The sequence below is a fragment of the Spirillospora sp. NPDC048819 genome (genome assembly GCF_040650055.1).
Classification (GTDB): domain Bacteria; phylum Actinomycetota; class Actinomycetes; order Streptosporangiales; family Streptosporangiaceae; genus Spirillospora.
Map to the genome: position 1 here is coordinate 135681 of NZ_JBEZGN010000013.1, position 17152 is coordinate 152832.

The 17152-nt window shown below is 70.0% G+C and carries 9 protein-coding genes; 6 read left to right on the forward strand and 3 right to left on the reverse strand.

What is annotated here, in order from left to right; all coding sequences use genetic code 11:
* The gene (locus AB0C35_RS19675; protein WP_358457689.1) at nt 1-699 is read right to left on the reverse strand and encodes a Crp/Fnr family transcriptional regulator; all 699 of its coding nucleotides are present in this window, start codon (nt 697-699) and stop codon (nt 1-3) included.
* Between the two features lie 902 nt (nt 700-1601).
* Between AB0C35_RS19675 and AB0C35_RS19680 the strand changes: the two genes are divergently transcribed.
* From AB0C35_RS19680 to AB0C35_RS19705, 6 genes are all read left to right on the forward strand, one after another.
* On the forward strand, nt 1602-2036 hold the full coding sequence (locus AB0C35_RS19680; protein ID WP_358457692.1) for an ATP-binding protein: 435 nt from the start codon (nt 1602-1604) through the stop codon (nt 2034-2036).
* On the forward strand, nt 2033-2602 hold the full coding sequence (locus AB0C35_RS19685; protein WP_358457695.1) for a hypothetical protein: 570 nt from the start codon (nt 2033-2035) through the stop codon (nt 2600-2602). The genes AB0C35_RS19680 and AB0C35_RS19685 overlap by 4 nt, the downstream gene beginning before the upstream one ends.
* Before the next feature lie 88 nt (nt 2603-2690).
* Nucleotides 2691-6326: a phage resistance protein gene (locus tag AB0C35_RS19690; protein ID WP_358457698.1), complete on the forward strand. Its 3636-nt coding sequence runs from the start codon at nt 2691-2693 to the stop codon at nt 6324-6326.
* Nucleotides 6327-6373: 47 nt separating this feature from the next.
* A complete protein-coding gene (gene pglZ / locus AB0C35_RS19695) occupies nt 6374-8998 on the forward strand; it encodes a BREX-2 system phosphatase PglZ (RefSeq protein ID WP_358457701.1) in 2625 nt (874 codons plus the stop codon).
* Nucleotides 8998-10347 carry a BREX system ATP-binding protein BrxD gene (gene brxD, locus AB0C35_RS19700; protein ID WP_358457704.1) on the forward strand — a complete coding sequence of 450 codons (1350 nt, stop codon included), beginning with the start codon at nt 8998-9000 and terminating at the stop codon, nt 10345-10347. The genes pglZ and brxD overlap by 1 nt, the downstream gene beginning before the upstream one ends.
* The gene (locus tag AB0C35_RS19705) at nt 10347-12431 is read left to right on the forward strand and encodes a DEAD/DEAH box helicase (RefSeq protein WP_358457707.1); all 2085 of its coding nucleotides are present in this window, start codon (nt 10347-10349) and stop codon (nt 12429-12431) included. The genes brxD and AB0C35_RS19705 overlap by 1 nt, the downstream gene beginning before the upstream one ends.
* A 26-nt stretch (nt 12432-12457) precedes the next feature.
* Here AB0C35_RS19705 and AB0C35_RS19710 read toward each other — a convergent pair whose 3' ends face one another.
* On the reverse strand, nt 12458-13327 hold the full coding sequence (locus AB0C35_RS19710; RefSeq protein WP_358457829.1) for a DUF1998 domain-containing protein: 870 nt from the start codon (nt 13325-13327) through the stop codon (nt 12458-12460).
* Complete coding sequence (locus tag AB0C35_RS19715; RefSeq protein WP_358457710.1) at nt 13296-17099, reverse strand: DEAD/DEAH box helicase; 3804 nt, start codon at nt 17097-17099, stop codon at nt 13296-13298. Before AB0C35_RS19715 ends, AB0C35_RS19710 begins: the two co-directional genes overlap by 32 nt.
* Nucleotides 17100-17152: the final 53 nt, after the last annotated feature.

Consider the following 17152-nt stretch of genomic DNA (forward strand, 5'->3'; position numbering starts at 1 on the left):
TTAGAAGTCACCGGCCTGGGCGATCCTCCTAATCTCTTCCACGTCAGTGATCGTGAAGCTGCGCCGCCCGGTAATGAGCGCGTTCCGTTTACGCAACTCCACGAGTTCGTGGGCGACGGCGTCCCGGGAGGCCCAAATGCACGCCGAAATCTCGTCCTGTGACAGCAGTTGGACGGTGATGGATCCGTCCGCCGACTTCGTACCATGCCGGATTGCCAGACCGAGGAGCAGCCGGGCGAGTGCCTGCCGTACGCCGATCCGGCCGAACTCCCGGGCGTTCCTGTTGGCCTCGCGCAGCCGATAGGCAAGGACCAGGTAAAGCGCCCGCCACGCGTTTCCGTGCTCGTCCAGAAACCTCGTGAACGCGGTCGCCGGAACGACGAGGGCCTCGACCTTGTTGATCAGCGTCTTGACCATGGCCGAACGTCGGGGATCCTCCAGCATGACCTCCATCTCACCCAGAATGTCCCCTGGGCCCCGTATCGCCAGAATGACTTCGCGCCCCTCAGAGTCATTGCACGCGATCTTGACCCAGCCATTCAGTAGAACGAGAACGTGACTTGATGGCTCGTCCTCGTGCAGGAGCACCGAATCGCCACCGAAGACTCTCTTGCGGCCGAGCGAAATGAGGGCTTCCCGTTCGCTTTCCTCCAGATATTCCCAGAATCCGACCCACCATCCCGGCGTTTGGCCGCTCATCTACCACTCCATCTTCGAAAACCGAAGATCAGTAAATTCTACCGAGCTCGTCGAACACGAACCATAGGGTGAAGGCCACGGTCCCAACCGTGTGGCACCGGTCGATCCACTGCTGACGTCGCTGCGCGTTCCTGGGGAGCCGCGCGTACCGAAAGACCATGGCAGCGGCATAAGCCAGGACGGAGACGCATGCAGGCGTAGCGGGCAGCCATTGAGTCACCTCGCCAATGAAGTTCTGGGCACCGACCAGCTTCACACTTGCGAATATGGTGACGATAGCAGGGACTTCCTGTGCGTGTGCAGAAACGGCGTCACGTATTCGCCGCCTTGATGCCGGGTCGAGGTGATCGGTTTCGTCTGTGTGGCGCGAGTGGCTCGCGTGCTGGGAACTTCTATCGATCTCTTGGTCACTCATGCACCTATAGGACACCGGCCACCCGAGGCGCTTCTACGGCACCGTCCCTGCACGAACCTTGTTTCTGGCGGCCGACGCAACGTGCTATTCAGCATCGTGGGCGTGTTCAGCGATCCCGGCTTGAACTAGCGCTCACACGGCCCCTGCGCAGAGCGCATCCGATGCTCTAAGAGATCAATTCGCCGACCGAGTGTGATGCCCCCGATCGGTCACCTCCCCGTCCTGCCCACACGGCGCTGCGGGATGCGTGGACGTGCTGTTGGCGCCCTCGCATCCGGACGAGAGAAGCGCCACTGGCGCTGCCAGAGGAAGGTATGAACGTTCAGTTCGTGGACGTGCGGGATTTGCGCGTCAATGCGGTCGACGTTCCGCTCGAGAGCGTGCGAATCGGTGGGCTGACGTGGGATTTCGTGTGTGCGCGCCGGTTCTTGCCGTAACGATGAACACGCACGATGACGAGTCGGCTACCACGCGCTGAGGAACCCTCATGTCGTACCCGATACCTCTCCCGTCCGCCCCCGCGAGCGCGCAGCGCTGGCGCCGCGCCTTCCCCGGCGAACTCGACCAGGCCCGCGCCGCCCGCCGCTTCACCGCCGTCCTCCTCGCCGGCCGCCCCGAGCTGGACGAGGTGCTCCTGGCCGTGGACGAACTCGTGGTGAACGCGCTCCGGCACACCAAGTCCGGTCAGCCCGGCGGCACCTTCACCGTCGAGATCGCCCACTGGGACGGCGCGGTCACCGTCGCCGTCACCGACGAGGGCGCCCCTTCCGAACCCGCCGTCAGCGACGCGGCCGACGACGCCGAATCCGGCCGGGGCCTGCGCACCGTGTCGCTGCTGGCGTCCGGCTGGGGCTGGTTCGGCAACGACCGGTCCCGCACCGTGGCCGCGCTCTTCGCCGCGTCGCTGGGCGAAGCAGCGTGAGCGGCCGGGACCTGCGCGAGTGGACCGTCGCCCAGGTGCGGTCCGCCATGACCGCCGCCATGCGCACCGACCCGAACGCCCTCGACGCGCTCGCCGAGAAGAACACCGCCGTCCTCGACCCCTACAGCCTGTCCTTCCTGCGCACCGGCCGGATGCTGACGCTGGCGACCTCCGCGGCGCTCACCACCGTCCTCAACCCCCACCGGTACGGACGCGACCCCCACGACCGGCTCGTCTGCCTCGCCTGCGGCATCGACCGCTGCCGGACCGTCCGCGCCATCTCCGACGTCCTGACCGCCTACGCCCTCCAAGCGGAACCGGTCGACCGCCCCGAAGCCTGGCGTCGCGCCGACGCCTGGTACACCCGCACCGCGGGCCACCCCGTCCTTCTGTCCATCGAACCCTTCGCCGAAGGTTTCATCGCCCGCCCCGGAACCCCGCCGCCCGAGGCACCCGACAACGTCCTCATCGTCGACCGCAACACCGGCACCCTGACCCTCTGGCCCGCCTACGACACCGACACCCTCGCCGCCGAGTACCGCACCTATATACGGGGCGCCCTCTGACCGTCACGGGCCACGTCGTTGTCAGCCCACCTGAGCCGCTAACGTGGCGCGATACTGGACGGGGATCCGGTTGGAGTGGGAAGGGCCGATGACGAAGCTGCTGCGCGACCTGATCGACATTCCGGAGCGGGTGCACTCCGGGGACCTGGTGCTGAAGCTGACCGCCGGGATCGCCGATCACCACACGGTGACGAACTACGTCGTGACGCCGCAGCTCGCCGAGTCGTTCGACCGGGCCCTGGGCATCGTGCAGTCGGCCGTGGAGACGGGGACGTCGCACGCCGCCTACATCGACGGGTCGTTCGGTTCCGGCAAGAGCCACTTCATGGCGATGCTGCACGCGCTGGTCAAGCACGACCCGGACGCGCGCAGCAAGGAACTGCTGCGCCCCGTGGTGGACAAGCACGATCCGTGGCTGTCGGGTCGCAAGGTCCTGCTGGTGCCGTACCACCTGAGCGGTTCGGCGACGCTGGCGTCGGCGGTGCTCGGCGACTACGTCAAGCACGTCGCCCGGCTGCACCCCGATGCGTCCCCCGCGCCGGTGTACCGGGACGACCTGCTGCTGGAGAACGCGCGGGCGCTCCGGGCGTCGATGGGAGACGAGGCGTTCCTCGCGGGCCTGCCGTCCACCGAGGACGACGAGTGGGGCACCTCCGGCTGGACCGCCGGGGAACTGGATGCCGCGCTCAGTGCCCCGCATGGTGACCTGAAGCGGCAGAATCTCGTCTCCGACCTGCTGGCCACGCACCTTGCCGCCTACCGGCAGGCCGTCAGCGGTGACGCCGACGCGTTCGTCCCGCTGGACGAGGGCCTGGCGATCATCAGCAGGCACGCCAAGGACGTCCTCGGCTACGACGCCCTCATCCTGCTGCTGGACGAGCTGGTCCTGTGGCTCAACACCCATCTCGCCAAGCCGGCGTTCGTCGCCGAGCAGGCCAGCATGGTCGCCAAGCTGGTGGAGTCCGCGGACTGGCGGCGGCCCGCGCCGATCGTCAGCTTCGTGCCACGCCAGCGCGACCTGCGCGAGCTGGTCGGACGGGACGTCGCGGGCGCGCAGCAGACCTCGCTGTTCGACACACTCAAGCACTGGGACGGCCGGTTCGACTTCATCAAGCTCGCCGACGCGAACCTGCCCGAGGTCGTCCGGCAGCGGCTGCTGAAGCCGAAGGACGAACAGGCGCGGGCCGAGATCGAGGCCGGGTTCGAGCGGATCACGCGGGCGCAGGCGCAGGTGTGGGAGGCGCTGCTGGACTCCCAGGGCGGCGGCACCGACCAGGCCGCGTTCCGGTCGGTGTACCCGTTCAGCCCGGCGTTCCTGCACACGATGGTCGACATCTCCAGCGCCCTGCAGCGGGAGCGGACGGCGCTGAAGCTGATGCTGCAGCTGCTGGTCGACCACCGCGACACCCTGCCCGCGGGGCAGCTCGTCCCGCTGGGCGCGATCTTCGATGTGCTCCTGACCGGCGGAGTCGACCCGTTCAGCGACAAGCTGCGCTCGGAGTTCGACCAGGCGAAGAACTTCTACCAGGAGCGGCTGCGGCCCTGGCTGCTGGCCCGGCACCGCCTGGCCGAGGAGGAGGCCGCCGCCCTGCCTCCGGTCCACGCGTTCCGCGCCGACGACCTGGTCGTGAAGACGCTGATGCTGAAGGCGCTGGTACCGAACGTCCCCGCCCTGAAGACGCTCAACCCCGGGCGGCTCGCCGCCCTCAACCACGGCTCGATCCCCTCGATGCTGCCGGGACGGCAGGGCGAGGTCGTCCACAAGACGCTGCGCGATCTGGCCAGCGAGTTCGGCGAGATCCGGCTGCATGGCGAGGGCAACCCCACCGTTGACGTCGCGCTGATCGGCGTCGACACCAAGAGCATCCTGGACAAGGTGCGCAACGTCGACGACGACGCGGCCAGGCGCCGGCTGCTCAAGGAGATCCTCTGGGAGGAGCTGAAGGCGGGCGACACCGAGGCGTTCGTCGGCCGCCGCGCCGTCACCTGGCGCGGCACGTCCCGCGTTGTCGAGTTGGTGTTCGCCAACGTGGCCGACCCGAAGACGTCCGCCGAGGTGTTCGCGGCCGAGGAGCCGGGCGCGCTGCGCGTCATCGTCGACTACCCGTTCGACGACGTCTTCGGGCCCGCGGAGGACCGCAACCGCGTCGAGGAACTGCGCGCCGAGTCCCGCCGGGCCAACCTGTCCACGCTGTGCTGGCTGCCGTCGTTCCTGTCCACCGACCGCCTCTCCGACCTGGGCGAGCTGGTCGTCATCAGGCACATCCTCGAACGTGACCGGCTGCGCGAGAACACCCCGAGGCTGACGGACGAAGACCGCTACCACGCCCGCACCCAGTTGGAGAGCCGCCGCAACGCGCTCGACACGCGGCTGCGGGACGTCCTGAAGAAGGCGTACGGGCTCGCCGCGCACGACGACGCCGACATCGGGCAGCAGATCGACCAGCACATCATGGGCATGGACGCCGCCGTCGACATCCGCCCGCCCGCCGCGCTCGGCTTCGACGCGGCCCTGGAGCACATCTGCGGCAAACTGCTCGACCACCGCTACCCCAAGCACCCCAACTTCGCCCCGCAGGGCAAGCAGGCCCCCTACCGGCTCAAGGATCTGCAGGTCGCGCTGGCCGCCATCGAGCAGGCGACGGAGAACGACGTCCGGCGCTACGAGCCGCCGCGCGCCGACATTCCGATCCTCCGCCGCATCGTCAATCCGCTCGACCTCGGCGCCATGGGCGAGGCCGCGCTCGTCCTGAACGACAACTGGCCCATGACCCTCGACCGGCGGGCCGCGGCGGCGGGCGCGGCGACCGGGGACGTCACCGTCGCGCAAGTCCGCGAATGGATCGAGGACGAGCAGCCCGGCCTGCCGCCCGACGTGATCAACCTCGTCGTCTGCGCGTACGCGCTGATGCGGGCCAGGGCGTGGGTGCGGGGCGGTCAGGTCGTCCCGCAGCCGGACGTGAAGAACGTCCCCGGCGACTTCGTCCTGCGGCCCCAGGAGCTTCCGTCGCCCGAGGAGTTCGAGACCGCGGACCGGCGCGCCCACGAGCTGTTCCAGCTGGCCCGGCAGCAGGTGCGCAGCCCCCGGTCGGTGCACGCCCAGGCCGACCAGCTGCGCCGCGCCGCCGGCCTGTACCTCCCGCACACCGGCGCCCTGGTCACCGAACTGGAGCGGCACGCCGAACTGCTCGGCCTGGACGAGGGCGACAGGCTGCCGATGGCGCGCACCGCCCACCGCCTCATCGAGGCGCTCGTCGGCAAGGAGGACACGCCGCTGCTGCGCTCACTCGCCGAGTTCGGCCTCGGGAACGTCCAGCCGGTCGCGCTGGGCGTCACGCTGCGCGAGGCGCAGACCGTGTCCGAAGCCGTCGCGCGGGCCGACTGGCAGCTGCTGAACCGGCTGCCGGACCTCGTCGCGGGCGGTGGCGACAGGGCCGAGCGCGCGGCGCTGATCGTGGACCGCCTCCGGGCCGTCGGCCGCCACGACGAGCAGGCGGCCCACCTCGCCCCCGCCCTCGCCGACGCCAAGCGCGCCACCCTCGACCTCTTCGTGGACGACACCCCTCCGCCCCCTCCGCCCCCTCCGCCGGACGACCCGTCCCGCGTCACTGGAGAGGCCCGGATCCTCGCCGAGGGGCTAGACCAGGTCGTCGCGCGGATCCGGGAGGACATGGGCAAGCACCCGGACGCCGAATTCGAGATCACCTGGCGGAGCCTGTCGTGACGGTGGCGCCTTCCCTCCGGTCCGCCCCGGTGGCCACTCCCGGAATCGTGAGCGCCGAGGTCCGCCGGGCCAGGCGCCACTACCCGGACGGCGGCACGTTGTTCTTGCGCGCCGCCGCGGAATGGCGCGGGCCGGACACCTTCGACATCGATGGCGCGACCGTCAAGGTGGCCCCGTGCACGACGCTGCTCGGCATCCTCGACGCGGTGTCCGCCAAGAGCGCCGACTACCTCGTCGTGCTCTCGCCGTTCGAACGGCGCGACCTCGGCGACTCCCTGCTCGCACACGCGGTCGGGCACGACGTCATCGCCGTGAACCGCTGGGACCTGGTGCGGCACGCGTTCGGCGCGAAGCGGCTGGACGCGCGCCTCACCGCCCCGGAGAACGCGTGGATATCGGACGCGCTGCTGGAAGCCCAGCCGGACGGCGGATGGCCCAAGATCAAGGGTGCGCTACTCGATCTCGACACGGCGCTCGGCGAGGTCACCTCGGCCCGTCTCGGACTCGGCGGCGCCACCGACGTCGCCAGCCTGCTGGAATGGGCCGAGGACATCGCCGCCGTGTCCCGCTTCACCGGCCTGTCCGAACAGGAGCAGCGCGGCATCGGCGAGTGGCTTGGGCGGAGCGTGGGCCCCGCGGCGGACGTCCTGTACCGGCTCGTCAGGGCCGGGCACGCGACCGACGCGGTCGCGGTCGGTCTCGTTACAGGACTGCTGTTCGGGAAGAAGGACCGGCGGCAGGCGGTACTGGAAGCCCGGGTACGCGCCGAGCGGCTGTTCGGCGGTGCGCTGCCCGACGAGTCCGCGCGGGCCGCCTTCGCAGAAGCGGCCGAGTCGCTGCTGCTGCGGCGGATCCTCGGTGACGGGACGCGAGCTCACACCGTTCTCCGGCGTGCCCAAGGCCTCCTGGACGAACTGCAGGCAGGGGACCTGGCCGGGGCCAGCCGCGTGCTGGAAGCGGGATACCTCCTGCGCCTGCGGACGCTGGTCACGGCCGTCTCCGCGGCCGTCCCCGATCCGTCGCCCACCGATGTCGCGACCGTGGACGAGGCGCTCGCGGAACTCATCGACCACCATCTGCACGACTCCCACCCCGAGACCGCGGCCGCCGAGATGGCGGCGCGGCTCGTCCGGTGGCTGGCGCGCGAGCCCGAACCGGCCGGATCGCTGCGTGAGCACGTCGACCGGCACGTGCGCGACGGGGCCTGGGTCGACCGCGCCGTCACCGACATCCGGTACAGCGGCCACGACGGGTACGCCGCGCTCCTCGACGCAGTGCGCGCACGCCGCGACGGCTACGACAAGGAATTCGCCGAGCGGCTGGCCGCCTGGAGCAGCGTGTCCGGCGACGCCACGGAACTGGTCCTCGTGGAGAACCTCCTGCGCACCATCGCGCGACCTGCCGCGGCGGACGTCGCCCCGCTGATCGTCGTCGTGGACGGGATGACCGCCGCGATCGCCGGCGCGATCACGACCGAGATCGTCAAGGACGGCGGGTGGACGGAGACGGGCCGGCACGGCCAGGGACGCGAAGGCGCACTCGCGACCGTCCCGTCCGTCACCGGATTCTCCCGCACCTCCCTCCTCTGCGGAGAACTCAAGGCAGGGCAGCAGGCCGAGGAACAGCGCGGCTTCCGCGACCTCTGGGGCACCCGCACATCCGTGCTCTTCCACAAGGCCGACGTCAGGGACGGCATAAGCAACGACGTCAAAGCCGCCATGGCCGACCGGAACACCGTCGTCGGCGTCGTCCTCAACGCGGTGGACGACAGCCTCGACAAGGGCCGCGCCGACGGCCGGGCCGACTGGCACGCCAGCGGCATCGCCGGCCTCGACAACCTGCTGAGAGAGGCGTGGCACGCGGGCCGTCCGGTGGTCCTCACCTCCGACCACGGCCATGTCCTCGACCGCGGTGACGCCGCGATCACCGTCAAGGCCGACGCCGCCCGGTACAGGACGGGGGAGCAGGGGGACGGTGAGGTCACCGTCTCGGGCCCGCGAGTCCTCACGTCCGAGGGCAGCGTCGTCGTCCCATGGAACGAACGCATCCGCTACAACGCCCGCAAAGAGGGCTACCACGGCGGCGTCTCGCTTGCGGAGATGGTCGTCCCCATCGTGGTGCTGGTCCCTTCCGAGCGCCTCGTCCCGGACGGATGGGAAACCTACAGCCCTGCGATGCACGAACCCGTGTGGTGGACGCGGCTCACCTCAGTCCAGCAGAGCACGGCCGGTACCAAGGCCGGCGCCAAGGCCGGCGCCAAGGCCGGAGCCAAGACTCCGGCACCGGCCAAGCGGCGCGCCGAGGAACCGCTGTTCGACGTCCCGTCCGCGCGTGGACCGGCAGAAGCCGAGAAGCCGGACGGCATCGGCGCCCGTGTCGTCGCGTCCGAGCTGTTCGCCGCCCAGCGCCAGCAGTTCGGACGCATGCCCGCCGACGAGGGCGGGCTCACCGCGCTGATCGACGCCCTCGCCGGCGCCGGCGGGAAACTGCCGCTCCCGGTCGCCGCCCAGCGCGCCGGGCAGCTCCCCGCCCGCATGCACGGGTACGTTTCCACGGTGGTCAGGCTCCTCAACGTCGACGGCTACCAGGTGCTCGCCGTCACCGACGGCGGCCGCACCGTCGCCCTGGACCTGCCGCTCCTGCGCGAGCAGTTCCTCGGAGGCGGCGGCTGATGGCGCCGGTCAGCGCGGCCCGGCGCCGCGAGGTCGTGGACGCGCTGCGCCGCGGAACCGTGCCGCAGGCCGGGCTCGACCTGTTCGCCGTCGGGCTCGGAAGGTTCGAGACCGCGATCGACGACGAGCTGTCCACCGCCGCCTCGGGCGGCGCCGTCTTCAAGGCCATCCGCGGCGAGTACGGGTCCGGCAAGACGTTCTTCGCGCGGTGGCTCGCCGAGCGCGCCAAGCGCCGCGGCATGGCCGCGACCGAGATCCAGATCTCCGAGACCGAGACGCCGCTGCACCGGCTGGAGACGGTCTACCGGCGCCTCGTCGAACGCCTCTCCACCGCGTCTTACCAGCCCAGTGCCCTCCGCGACGTCATCGAGGCGTGGTTCTTCACCCTGGAGGAGGAGGTCCTCGCCACGGGCACCATCCCCCTCTCCCCGGACGGGCAGCCCGACCTTGCGGCGCTCGCCACCGGAGTGGACGAGCTTATGGAGCGGCGGCTCGCGGACGTCGCCCGCACCACCCCCGCGTTCGCCGCCGCGCTACGCGGCTACCGGCGGGCACGCCTGGCCGACGACCACGCCACCGCCGAGGCGCTGCTCGCCTGGGTGGGCGGGCAGCCGAACGTCGCCGCGAGCGCCAAGCGCGCCGCCGGCATCCGCGGTGACCTCGACCATTTCGGCGCCCTCGGATTCCTGCAGGGGCTGCTGACGGTCTTGCGCGACTGCGGCCATCCGGGGCTGCTCGTGGTCTTGGACGAGATCGAAACGCTACAGCGGGTACGGTCCGACGTCCGCGAGAAGGCGCTCAACGCGCTCCGGCAACTCATCGACGAAGTCGACAACGGCCGCTTCCCCGGCCTGTTCCTCGTCATCACCGGGACGCCCGCGTTCTTCGACGGGCAGCAGGGTGCGCAGCGGCTCCCCCCGCTCGCGCAGCGGCTCGCCACCGACTTCTCCACCGATCCGCGCTTCGACTCGCCCCGGGCCATCCAGCTCCGGCTCACCGGCTTCGACCTGCCCAAGCTCATCGAACTCGGCGGCACCGTCCGCGACCTGTTCCGCTCGGGGGCCCGCCACGAGGACCGCGTCGCCGCCCTCGTCGACGACGCCTACCTCGCCGAACTCGCCAAGGCCGTCACCGGCGGGCTGGGCGGGCAGGTCGGCGTCGCACCCCGCGTCTTCCTGCGCAAACTCGTCGCCGACGTCCTCGACCGCGTCGACTACATCGACGGCTTCGACCCGCGCCGCGACTACCACCTCACGCTGACCTCATCCGAACTCAGCGACGTCGAACGCAACGCCGCCGCCTCCACGGTCCGCGCCGCCGGCGCGGACGACGTGGAACTCGACCTGTAATGGACGGCCTGGACCCGTCGCTGCGGCACCACATCGTGAACGTGCTGGGCTGGACGTCGCTCCGCCCCCTCCAGGAATCCGCGACCGAACCCCTCCTGAACGGATCGGACGCGTTGCTGCTCGCACCGACCGCCGGAGGCAAGACCGAAGCGGCGATGTTCCCGCTGCTGTCGGCGATGGCCACGCAGAACTGGACGGGCCTCTCCGTCCTGTACGTGTGTCCCCTGAAGGCGCTGCTCAACAACCTGCTGCCCCGCCTGGAGACCTACGCCGCCTGGCTGGGGCGCCGCGTGGCGCTCTGGCACGGTGACGTCTCCCAGACGCGCCGTCAGCGCATCGTCGCCGACCCGCCCGACATCCTGCTGACCACACCCGAGTCACTGGAGTCGATGCTGGTCAGCGTAAAGGTCGAGCATGCTCATCTCTTCCGCGGCCTGCGCGCGGTCGTGGTGGACGAGGTGCACGCCTTCGCCGGAGACGACCGGGGCTGGCACCTGCTCGCCGTCCTCGAACGGCTCACACGAGTCGCGGGACGGCCCATCCAGCGGGTCGGGCTATCTGCCACCGTCGGCAACCCCGCGGAGCTGCTGACGTGGCTCCAGGGATCGGGGACGCACCGCCCCGGCCGTGTCATCGCCCCCGAGAGCGGCCCGGCCCCCGAACCGCACGTAGAACTCGACCACGTCGGATCCGTGGAGAACGCCGCCAAGGTGATCTCCGCACTCCACCGGGGCGAGAAACGCCTCGTCTTCTGCGACTCCAGACGCATCGTGGAGCAGCTCGGCGCCGCCCTGCGCGCCCTCGGCGTCACCACGTTCCTCTCCCACGCGTCCCTCTCACTTGACGAACGCCGCCGCGCCGAAGAAGCCTTCGCCGAAGCCCGCGACTGCGTCATCGTCGCCACGTCCACCCTCGAACTCGGCATCGACGTCGGTGACCTCGACCGCGTCATCCAGATCAACTCACCGCCCACGGTCGCCGCGTTCCTGCAACGTCTCGGCCGCACCGGGCGGCGCTCCGGCACCAGCCGCAACTGCCTGTTCCTCGCCCTCGGCCGCGAAGACGTCCTCAGGGCCTCCGCGCTCCTGTTGCAGTGGAGTCGCGGCTTCGTCGAGCCGATCACCGCGCCGCGCGAGCCGCGCCACATCGTCGCCCAGCAACTCCTCGCCCTGTGCCTGCAAGAACACCAGGTGGGGGAGAAGCTGTGGCCCGAATGGTGGGACGGATTGGCCCCGTTCGGCACCTCGGCGGCCCCGATCGCGCGTCATCTGGTGGAACAGGGCTACCTCGAATCCGACGGAGGCATGCTCTTCATCGGACCCGAGGCGGAGAAACGCTTCGGCCGCATCCACTTCCGCGACCTCACGGCGGTGTTCACCGCGGCGCCGCAGTTCACCGTCCTGAACGGGCGCGCCGAGGTCGGCCAGATCGACCCGGCGCTGCTGACCGAACGCGTGAGCGGCCCCCGGCTCCTGCTCCTCGGCGGCCACAGCTGGCGCGTCACCTGGATCGACTGGAAACGCCGCCGCTGCCACGTCGAACCGGCCGACGGCGGCGGCAAGGCCGGCTGGATCGGCTGGGGGAGCGGGCTCGTCTCGTTCGAGCTGGCCCGCGCTGCCCGCGACGTCCTGCTCGGCGACGACCCGCCCGTCACGCTGACCCGGCGCGCGACTGCCGCACTGGCCGCCGTCCGGGACGACCTCGGCTTCTCCGTACATCCCGGCGGATCGGTCATCACCCGCAGCCCATCCGGCGACCTGCGCTGGTGGACGTGGGCCGGCGACCGCACCAACGCCACGCTCAAAGCCACCCTGGGTGAACTCGCCGACCCGTCGCAGCGCATCTCCCCGGACCACGTCCGGCTCCGCGGCAACCTCCGCCCGGACGGCTGGCGCGCTGCCGTGGACGCCGTGACCGACCATCTCCGCCTGCCCGACGTGGACGAACGCGCCCTCCACGGGCTCAAGTTCTCCGCGGCCCTGCCCCGGCATCTGGCCGAGGCCACCCTCGCCGCTCGTCTGGCCGACCCCCACCACGCCGCTCTCGTGCTCGGCGAACCCCACAGGTTCTCGGCCCGGACCTGATCAGCTCCGTAGGAACTCGCGGAGCGTCACCCGCCCGGGTGGATCGCCGGGACGATCGGACGCAGAGCGTCCGCCGCCCTGCCGCGGATCAGCTGATCATGAATCCACTGATTGCGGAAGTTGCGCAGGCAGCCGTAGCAGGATGTCTCCTCGCCGCAGTCACAGCGTTCCGCCCTGTCGAGGGCGCCTGCCAGTACCTCGTCGAGGGCCCGCGCGATGCGAGCGGCGTTCCCGGCGCCGCCGGGGACGGTGTCGAACACGACCAGCGCCCGCCTCCCGCCCGGCCGGGGGTACAGGGTGCCGTCGATGTCGTCGCGGCTGATCTCCAACCGTTCCGCCGCACCTTCGAGAAGGGCGCTCACCAGGGAGTTGAGTGTGGTGTCGTCCTGATGCGGCAGGGCGAGCCCGTCGAACGACAACTCCAGGATGTCGGTCTCGTAGGGATGGGCCAGGGATCGCTGCTGAAGCGTGCCGCGGCATTCCCTGCTGCGCAGGGGGTGCTCATGGCTCTTCGGCGGGCGCCCACGGCTCGACGTGATGCTGGTACCCCAGCCGCACGCCGCGCATATGAAGTACCCGGCACCGCCTGGCCCCTCGGAGACGGCTATCAGCTTGCCCCGGGCTCCGGCGCGGGCGACGACGGCGCCGCCGTTGGCCAACTCGAAGGTGAGGTCTTCGTTCTGCTCGGCCGCTAGATCGAGGACATAGGTGGCGCCGTTCCAGCTGCGTTCGGGAGGCTGCATGCCCGGATCGCGGATCGTCCTTCCGGCGAGGAAACCGAACTCGGGCACCACGTACTCGCGCTCGCGAGTCTGGAACGAAGTGTCGCACATGGGACACACCCGTTCGAGCTCGTCACGGCTCTCATGGAAGTAACCGCAGGGGCCACAGATCATGAACTTCTTGCCGTCGAGTTCCCGGTCGGGCAGCCGGTACACGCCCGCCGACGTCCAGAGCTTCCCGCCCGCCACGATCTCGCCGCCCGGCGCGTACTCGTAGATGGCCGCCGAAAGGTCGCGGGACAGTTCGAGTCGTTCGCCGATGGGATCGCCCGTGTGGGACGTGCGGAGTTCGACCGTGTCCACGGGGAAGCCGTACTTCGGAAGCACGTTGCGGTTGGCGAGGAAGCCCAGAAGGTCGCGCCTCGTCAGGGTGTTTGATAGTGCGGTCGAACTGATCTCCAAGGCGCCCCTTCTTCGCCTTGTACGCCTCGTCACGGCGCTCCTCGAAGGACTTGACCTCGTGGTCGAGCTGGAGCCGCACCTCTTCGAGGAGATCGACGAGCCTGTCGACCCACAGCCCCGCGTCGAGCCCGAGTTCACGTTGCACCTTCGGCGGCAGCACCCGCCGCAGGGATGTCTCCACGTCCTCGGGGACGGGCGTCAGGAAGCCGCGGACCAGGGTGACCGGAGCCGGCTCGCCGTCGTCCGCCGCCAGGAAGAAATCGCCCGCATTCCGCCACGTCCGCCCCAGCACCCGCTTGCCGAACCGGAAGAAGGCGGCGAGCGCGACGGAATGCGCGTGGCGGCGGTCGATCCGCTCGTTGCCCAGTGGCACGTACGGCGCCCGCACCTTCCCGGCGATCATGTCGACCGGCTTCTGGTACCGCGAAAGGTCGTGGGACGACCGCTGGGCATAGGTCACCACGAGCGCCGCCGACGCGGTGCGCCGCCCGGCCCGGCCCGCCCGCTGGACGTAGTTCGCCGTGGTCGGCGGCATGTTGCGGAGCATGACCGACTGCAGCTCACCCACGTCCACACCCAGCTCGAAGGTCGTCGAACAGGACAGGGCGTTGACCTCGCCGCGTACGAACTGCTGCTGGATCTCCGCTGCGGTCCTCCCGGTCCACTGGGCGGTGTGCTCCCTGGCCGACAGGGGCACGGGCTTCATGGACCGGTACAGCATCCGATAGTGATCGTCGTCGTGCTCGACCTGGGGGACGTCGTACGGTTCGAGGGTTCCCGTGCAACCCAGCGTGGTGCAGACTCCGCGCACTGAGGCAGGTGCAGTCCGCAGGCACGTCGTACACCGGAACATGCTCGAGCCCGCCTCCAGAGAGAGCCATGTGTGGTCGATCTGGTGGACGACGCCGAGCCCCGGTGGCTGGCGGCTCACCAGCCAGCCGTCCTGTTGCTCCTTGATCGCCTTCCAGCAGCCGCCGAGGACCTGCGCGGCGTCCTGGTCGCTCTTGAGAGCGGCCAGGACTCGCCGGACGTAGTCCAGCCGGCGGTTCGCGCCGCGGGTCGGGAGCCAGCTCAGCACCTTCCGCTTGCCCTCCGAGCCGTCCGACCGCACGTAGATCGGGCCCCTCCGGGGAGCGAACTCCTCACTGGTGTGATCAACGTCCTTGGGCATCGTGAGGGCGCCCTGCTGACGGACGGTCCGTGCCAGCTCGCTCAGCTGGTCCCAGCACTCGTCCTCGCTCAGGCCGAGACGCGTCAGCCCTGGGGGCAGCCGCCAGTACGGCTCCTTGTCCAGGGTGACCCGGAGCAGGCCCCGCCCCTCGAGTGACTGCCGGTCGTCGATGGCAACCAGCTCTTTCATGATCCAGAGAGCGGTCTCGCGCCGCTTTCCCTCCGCTGACTCGCGGCGCGAGAAGATGCCCTCCGCGGTCCCGGCCTCGGCGACGCGCGCGATGAGGTCGTCGACGCGAATCGATTCTGAAGAGCCCTGAATGCCCTGCCAGATCAGCCTCCGGCGTTGCAGGTTCGTATAGCTGTTCTGAAGATATGGGGCGAAGAAGGCCGCTTTCTGCCGTGAGTCACTGAACAGGAGCAGCTTGCGCCCGCCCCCGGGACGGGCGGCGACCAGCTCATCGCCCGCCGGGGGCAGCGCCTGGTACAGCGACGTGGTCACCACCGCGGCGGCGGCGTCCTGCCCGCTCTCGAACTTGCGCACCAGCGACCCTCGCCCGCCGCAGCTCAGGCAGCCCTTGAGGGAACCCGCCCGGCTGAGCTGGCGGACCGGCCACAGCCGCGCCCCCGAACAGCAGGACGCCGAGGAACCCGGGTAGAGGGTTCCGCAGCCCGAGCACAGTAGCGCGTCGTCACTGGTGAGCCTCGCTTCCTTCTCCTCGAACACCTGGTCGTCCTCGTCCACGACGCCGGGATCACCGCCGAGAAGCAGCCAGGTCGGCGTGTCGTCGGGCCGTTTGCGCGGGGCGAAGCGGAAGTTCCCTTCATCCCTGCGGACCGTCCCGGTGAGGTAGACGGTTCCGCACCGCTGGCATGCGCCGAACTCGAACGCAGCCGCCGAGCAGGTCGAGCAGACCTCATGCCGTCCCAGCGACACGTGGGGCCCGGAATCCGACAGGCAGGTGTAGGCGCCCTCCGTCGCGCGGACGAACAGGTGGTAGCGAGCCGACAGGACCGGCGTGCCGGTCCTGTCGCTGACCGCGCTCCCCACCTCGACGAGCGCCGCCAACGACCTGTCCGGTTCCTCATCGGGATCGAAAATCGCCGGTGCGATCTCGCCGAACGGCTTGGGATTCTCCGACAGCAGGTCGCGGAGATCGGCCATTCTCCGCTCGCTGCTCAACAGCGCCGCCGCGTCCTCTCCCACGGCATCGTGCTCTCCGGCGAGCCGCATGATCTCCGCTGCCGGATCGTCCATCTCGGCGAGCCTGCGATAGTCGGCTGCGGTCAGCGGCCCCCAGAACAGGCCCTGGTGAGGGGAACGCCTGTACGCCCCCACCATGTCCTTGCGGCTCGCGTCACCGGCCACCCACTCGAAGGGCGCGTCGAACAGGCTCTCGGCGAACTCCGTCACGGCTCTCGGATCGTCCCCGACCGTCGCGCTGGTCGCCAGGCATTGAAGACGCCTGTCCGGAGCGACCCGGTCATGCAGGCGGCGCAGCAACATGGCCAGCTCGGCAGCCTTCGCGCCGTCGTACACGTGCGCCTCGTCAACGGCGATGAACCGCCAGTTGCCGCCGAATTCGCCCTCGAACAGGTCCATGTCGGCGGGGCGAAGCAGCAGATACTCCAGCATGGCGTAGTTGGTCAGCAGCAGATGCGGGGGAGCGGTGCGCATCTGCTCGCGGCTCAGCAACTCGTTCGGCAGCCGCGGCTCGCCCGGGTTGAGCGCCTCGAACGTCGCCTCCGCCTCCGCGGTCTTCTCCTCCGTGTCGCCCGTGTACCTGCCGAACGTGATGTGCGGGGCGCAGGCGAGCAGCCGGCGGAGCCGCTTCATCTGGTCGTTCGCCAGGGCGTTCATCGGATACAGCAGCAGCGCCCGCACACCCGGCCCCAGCGTGCCCGCCCTGTGCTCGCTCGTCAGCGAGTTGAGGATCGGCAGCAGGAAGCTCTCCGTCTTTCCGGAGCCCGTGCCGGTCGCCACCACGATGTTGCGTCCGCTCGTGGCCTTGCGGATCGCCTGGTCCTGATGCTTGTAGAGCGGACGTGTGAGGGGCAGGGCATCGCTTCCCAGATCCCGGAAACCCGGATCGAGCACCCCCTCATCGATCAGCGTCTCCAGCGACGCGCCAGAGGCGTAGGGAGGAGTCGCCTCCAGAAACGGCCCCTTCGCCAGGAGCCTGCTACCGGTGATCTCCGCGTCCAGTGCCTTCGCGATCTTCGGATCGCGGACTGGCAGCAGCGACCGCAGATACCGCCGGTACGTGCCGGTGATCAACTCGCTGGTAGCCAGCGGATCAAGTGTGTCGGTCACATTCCCCTCCCCACGACGGCGGCCCTCTCGACACCGGCCACCAGCGCCTGGGC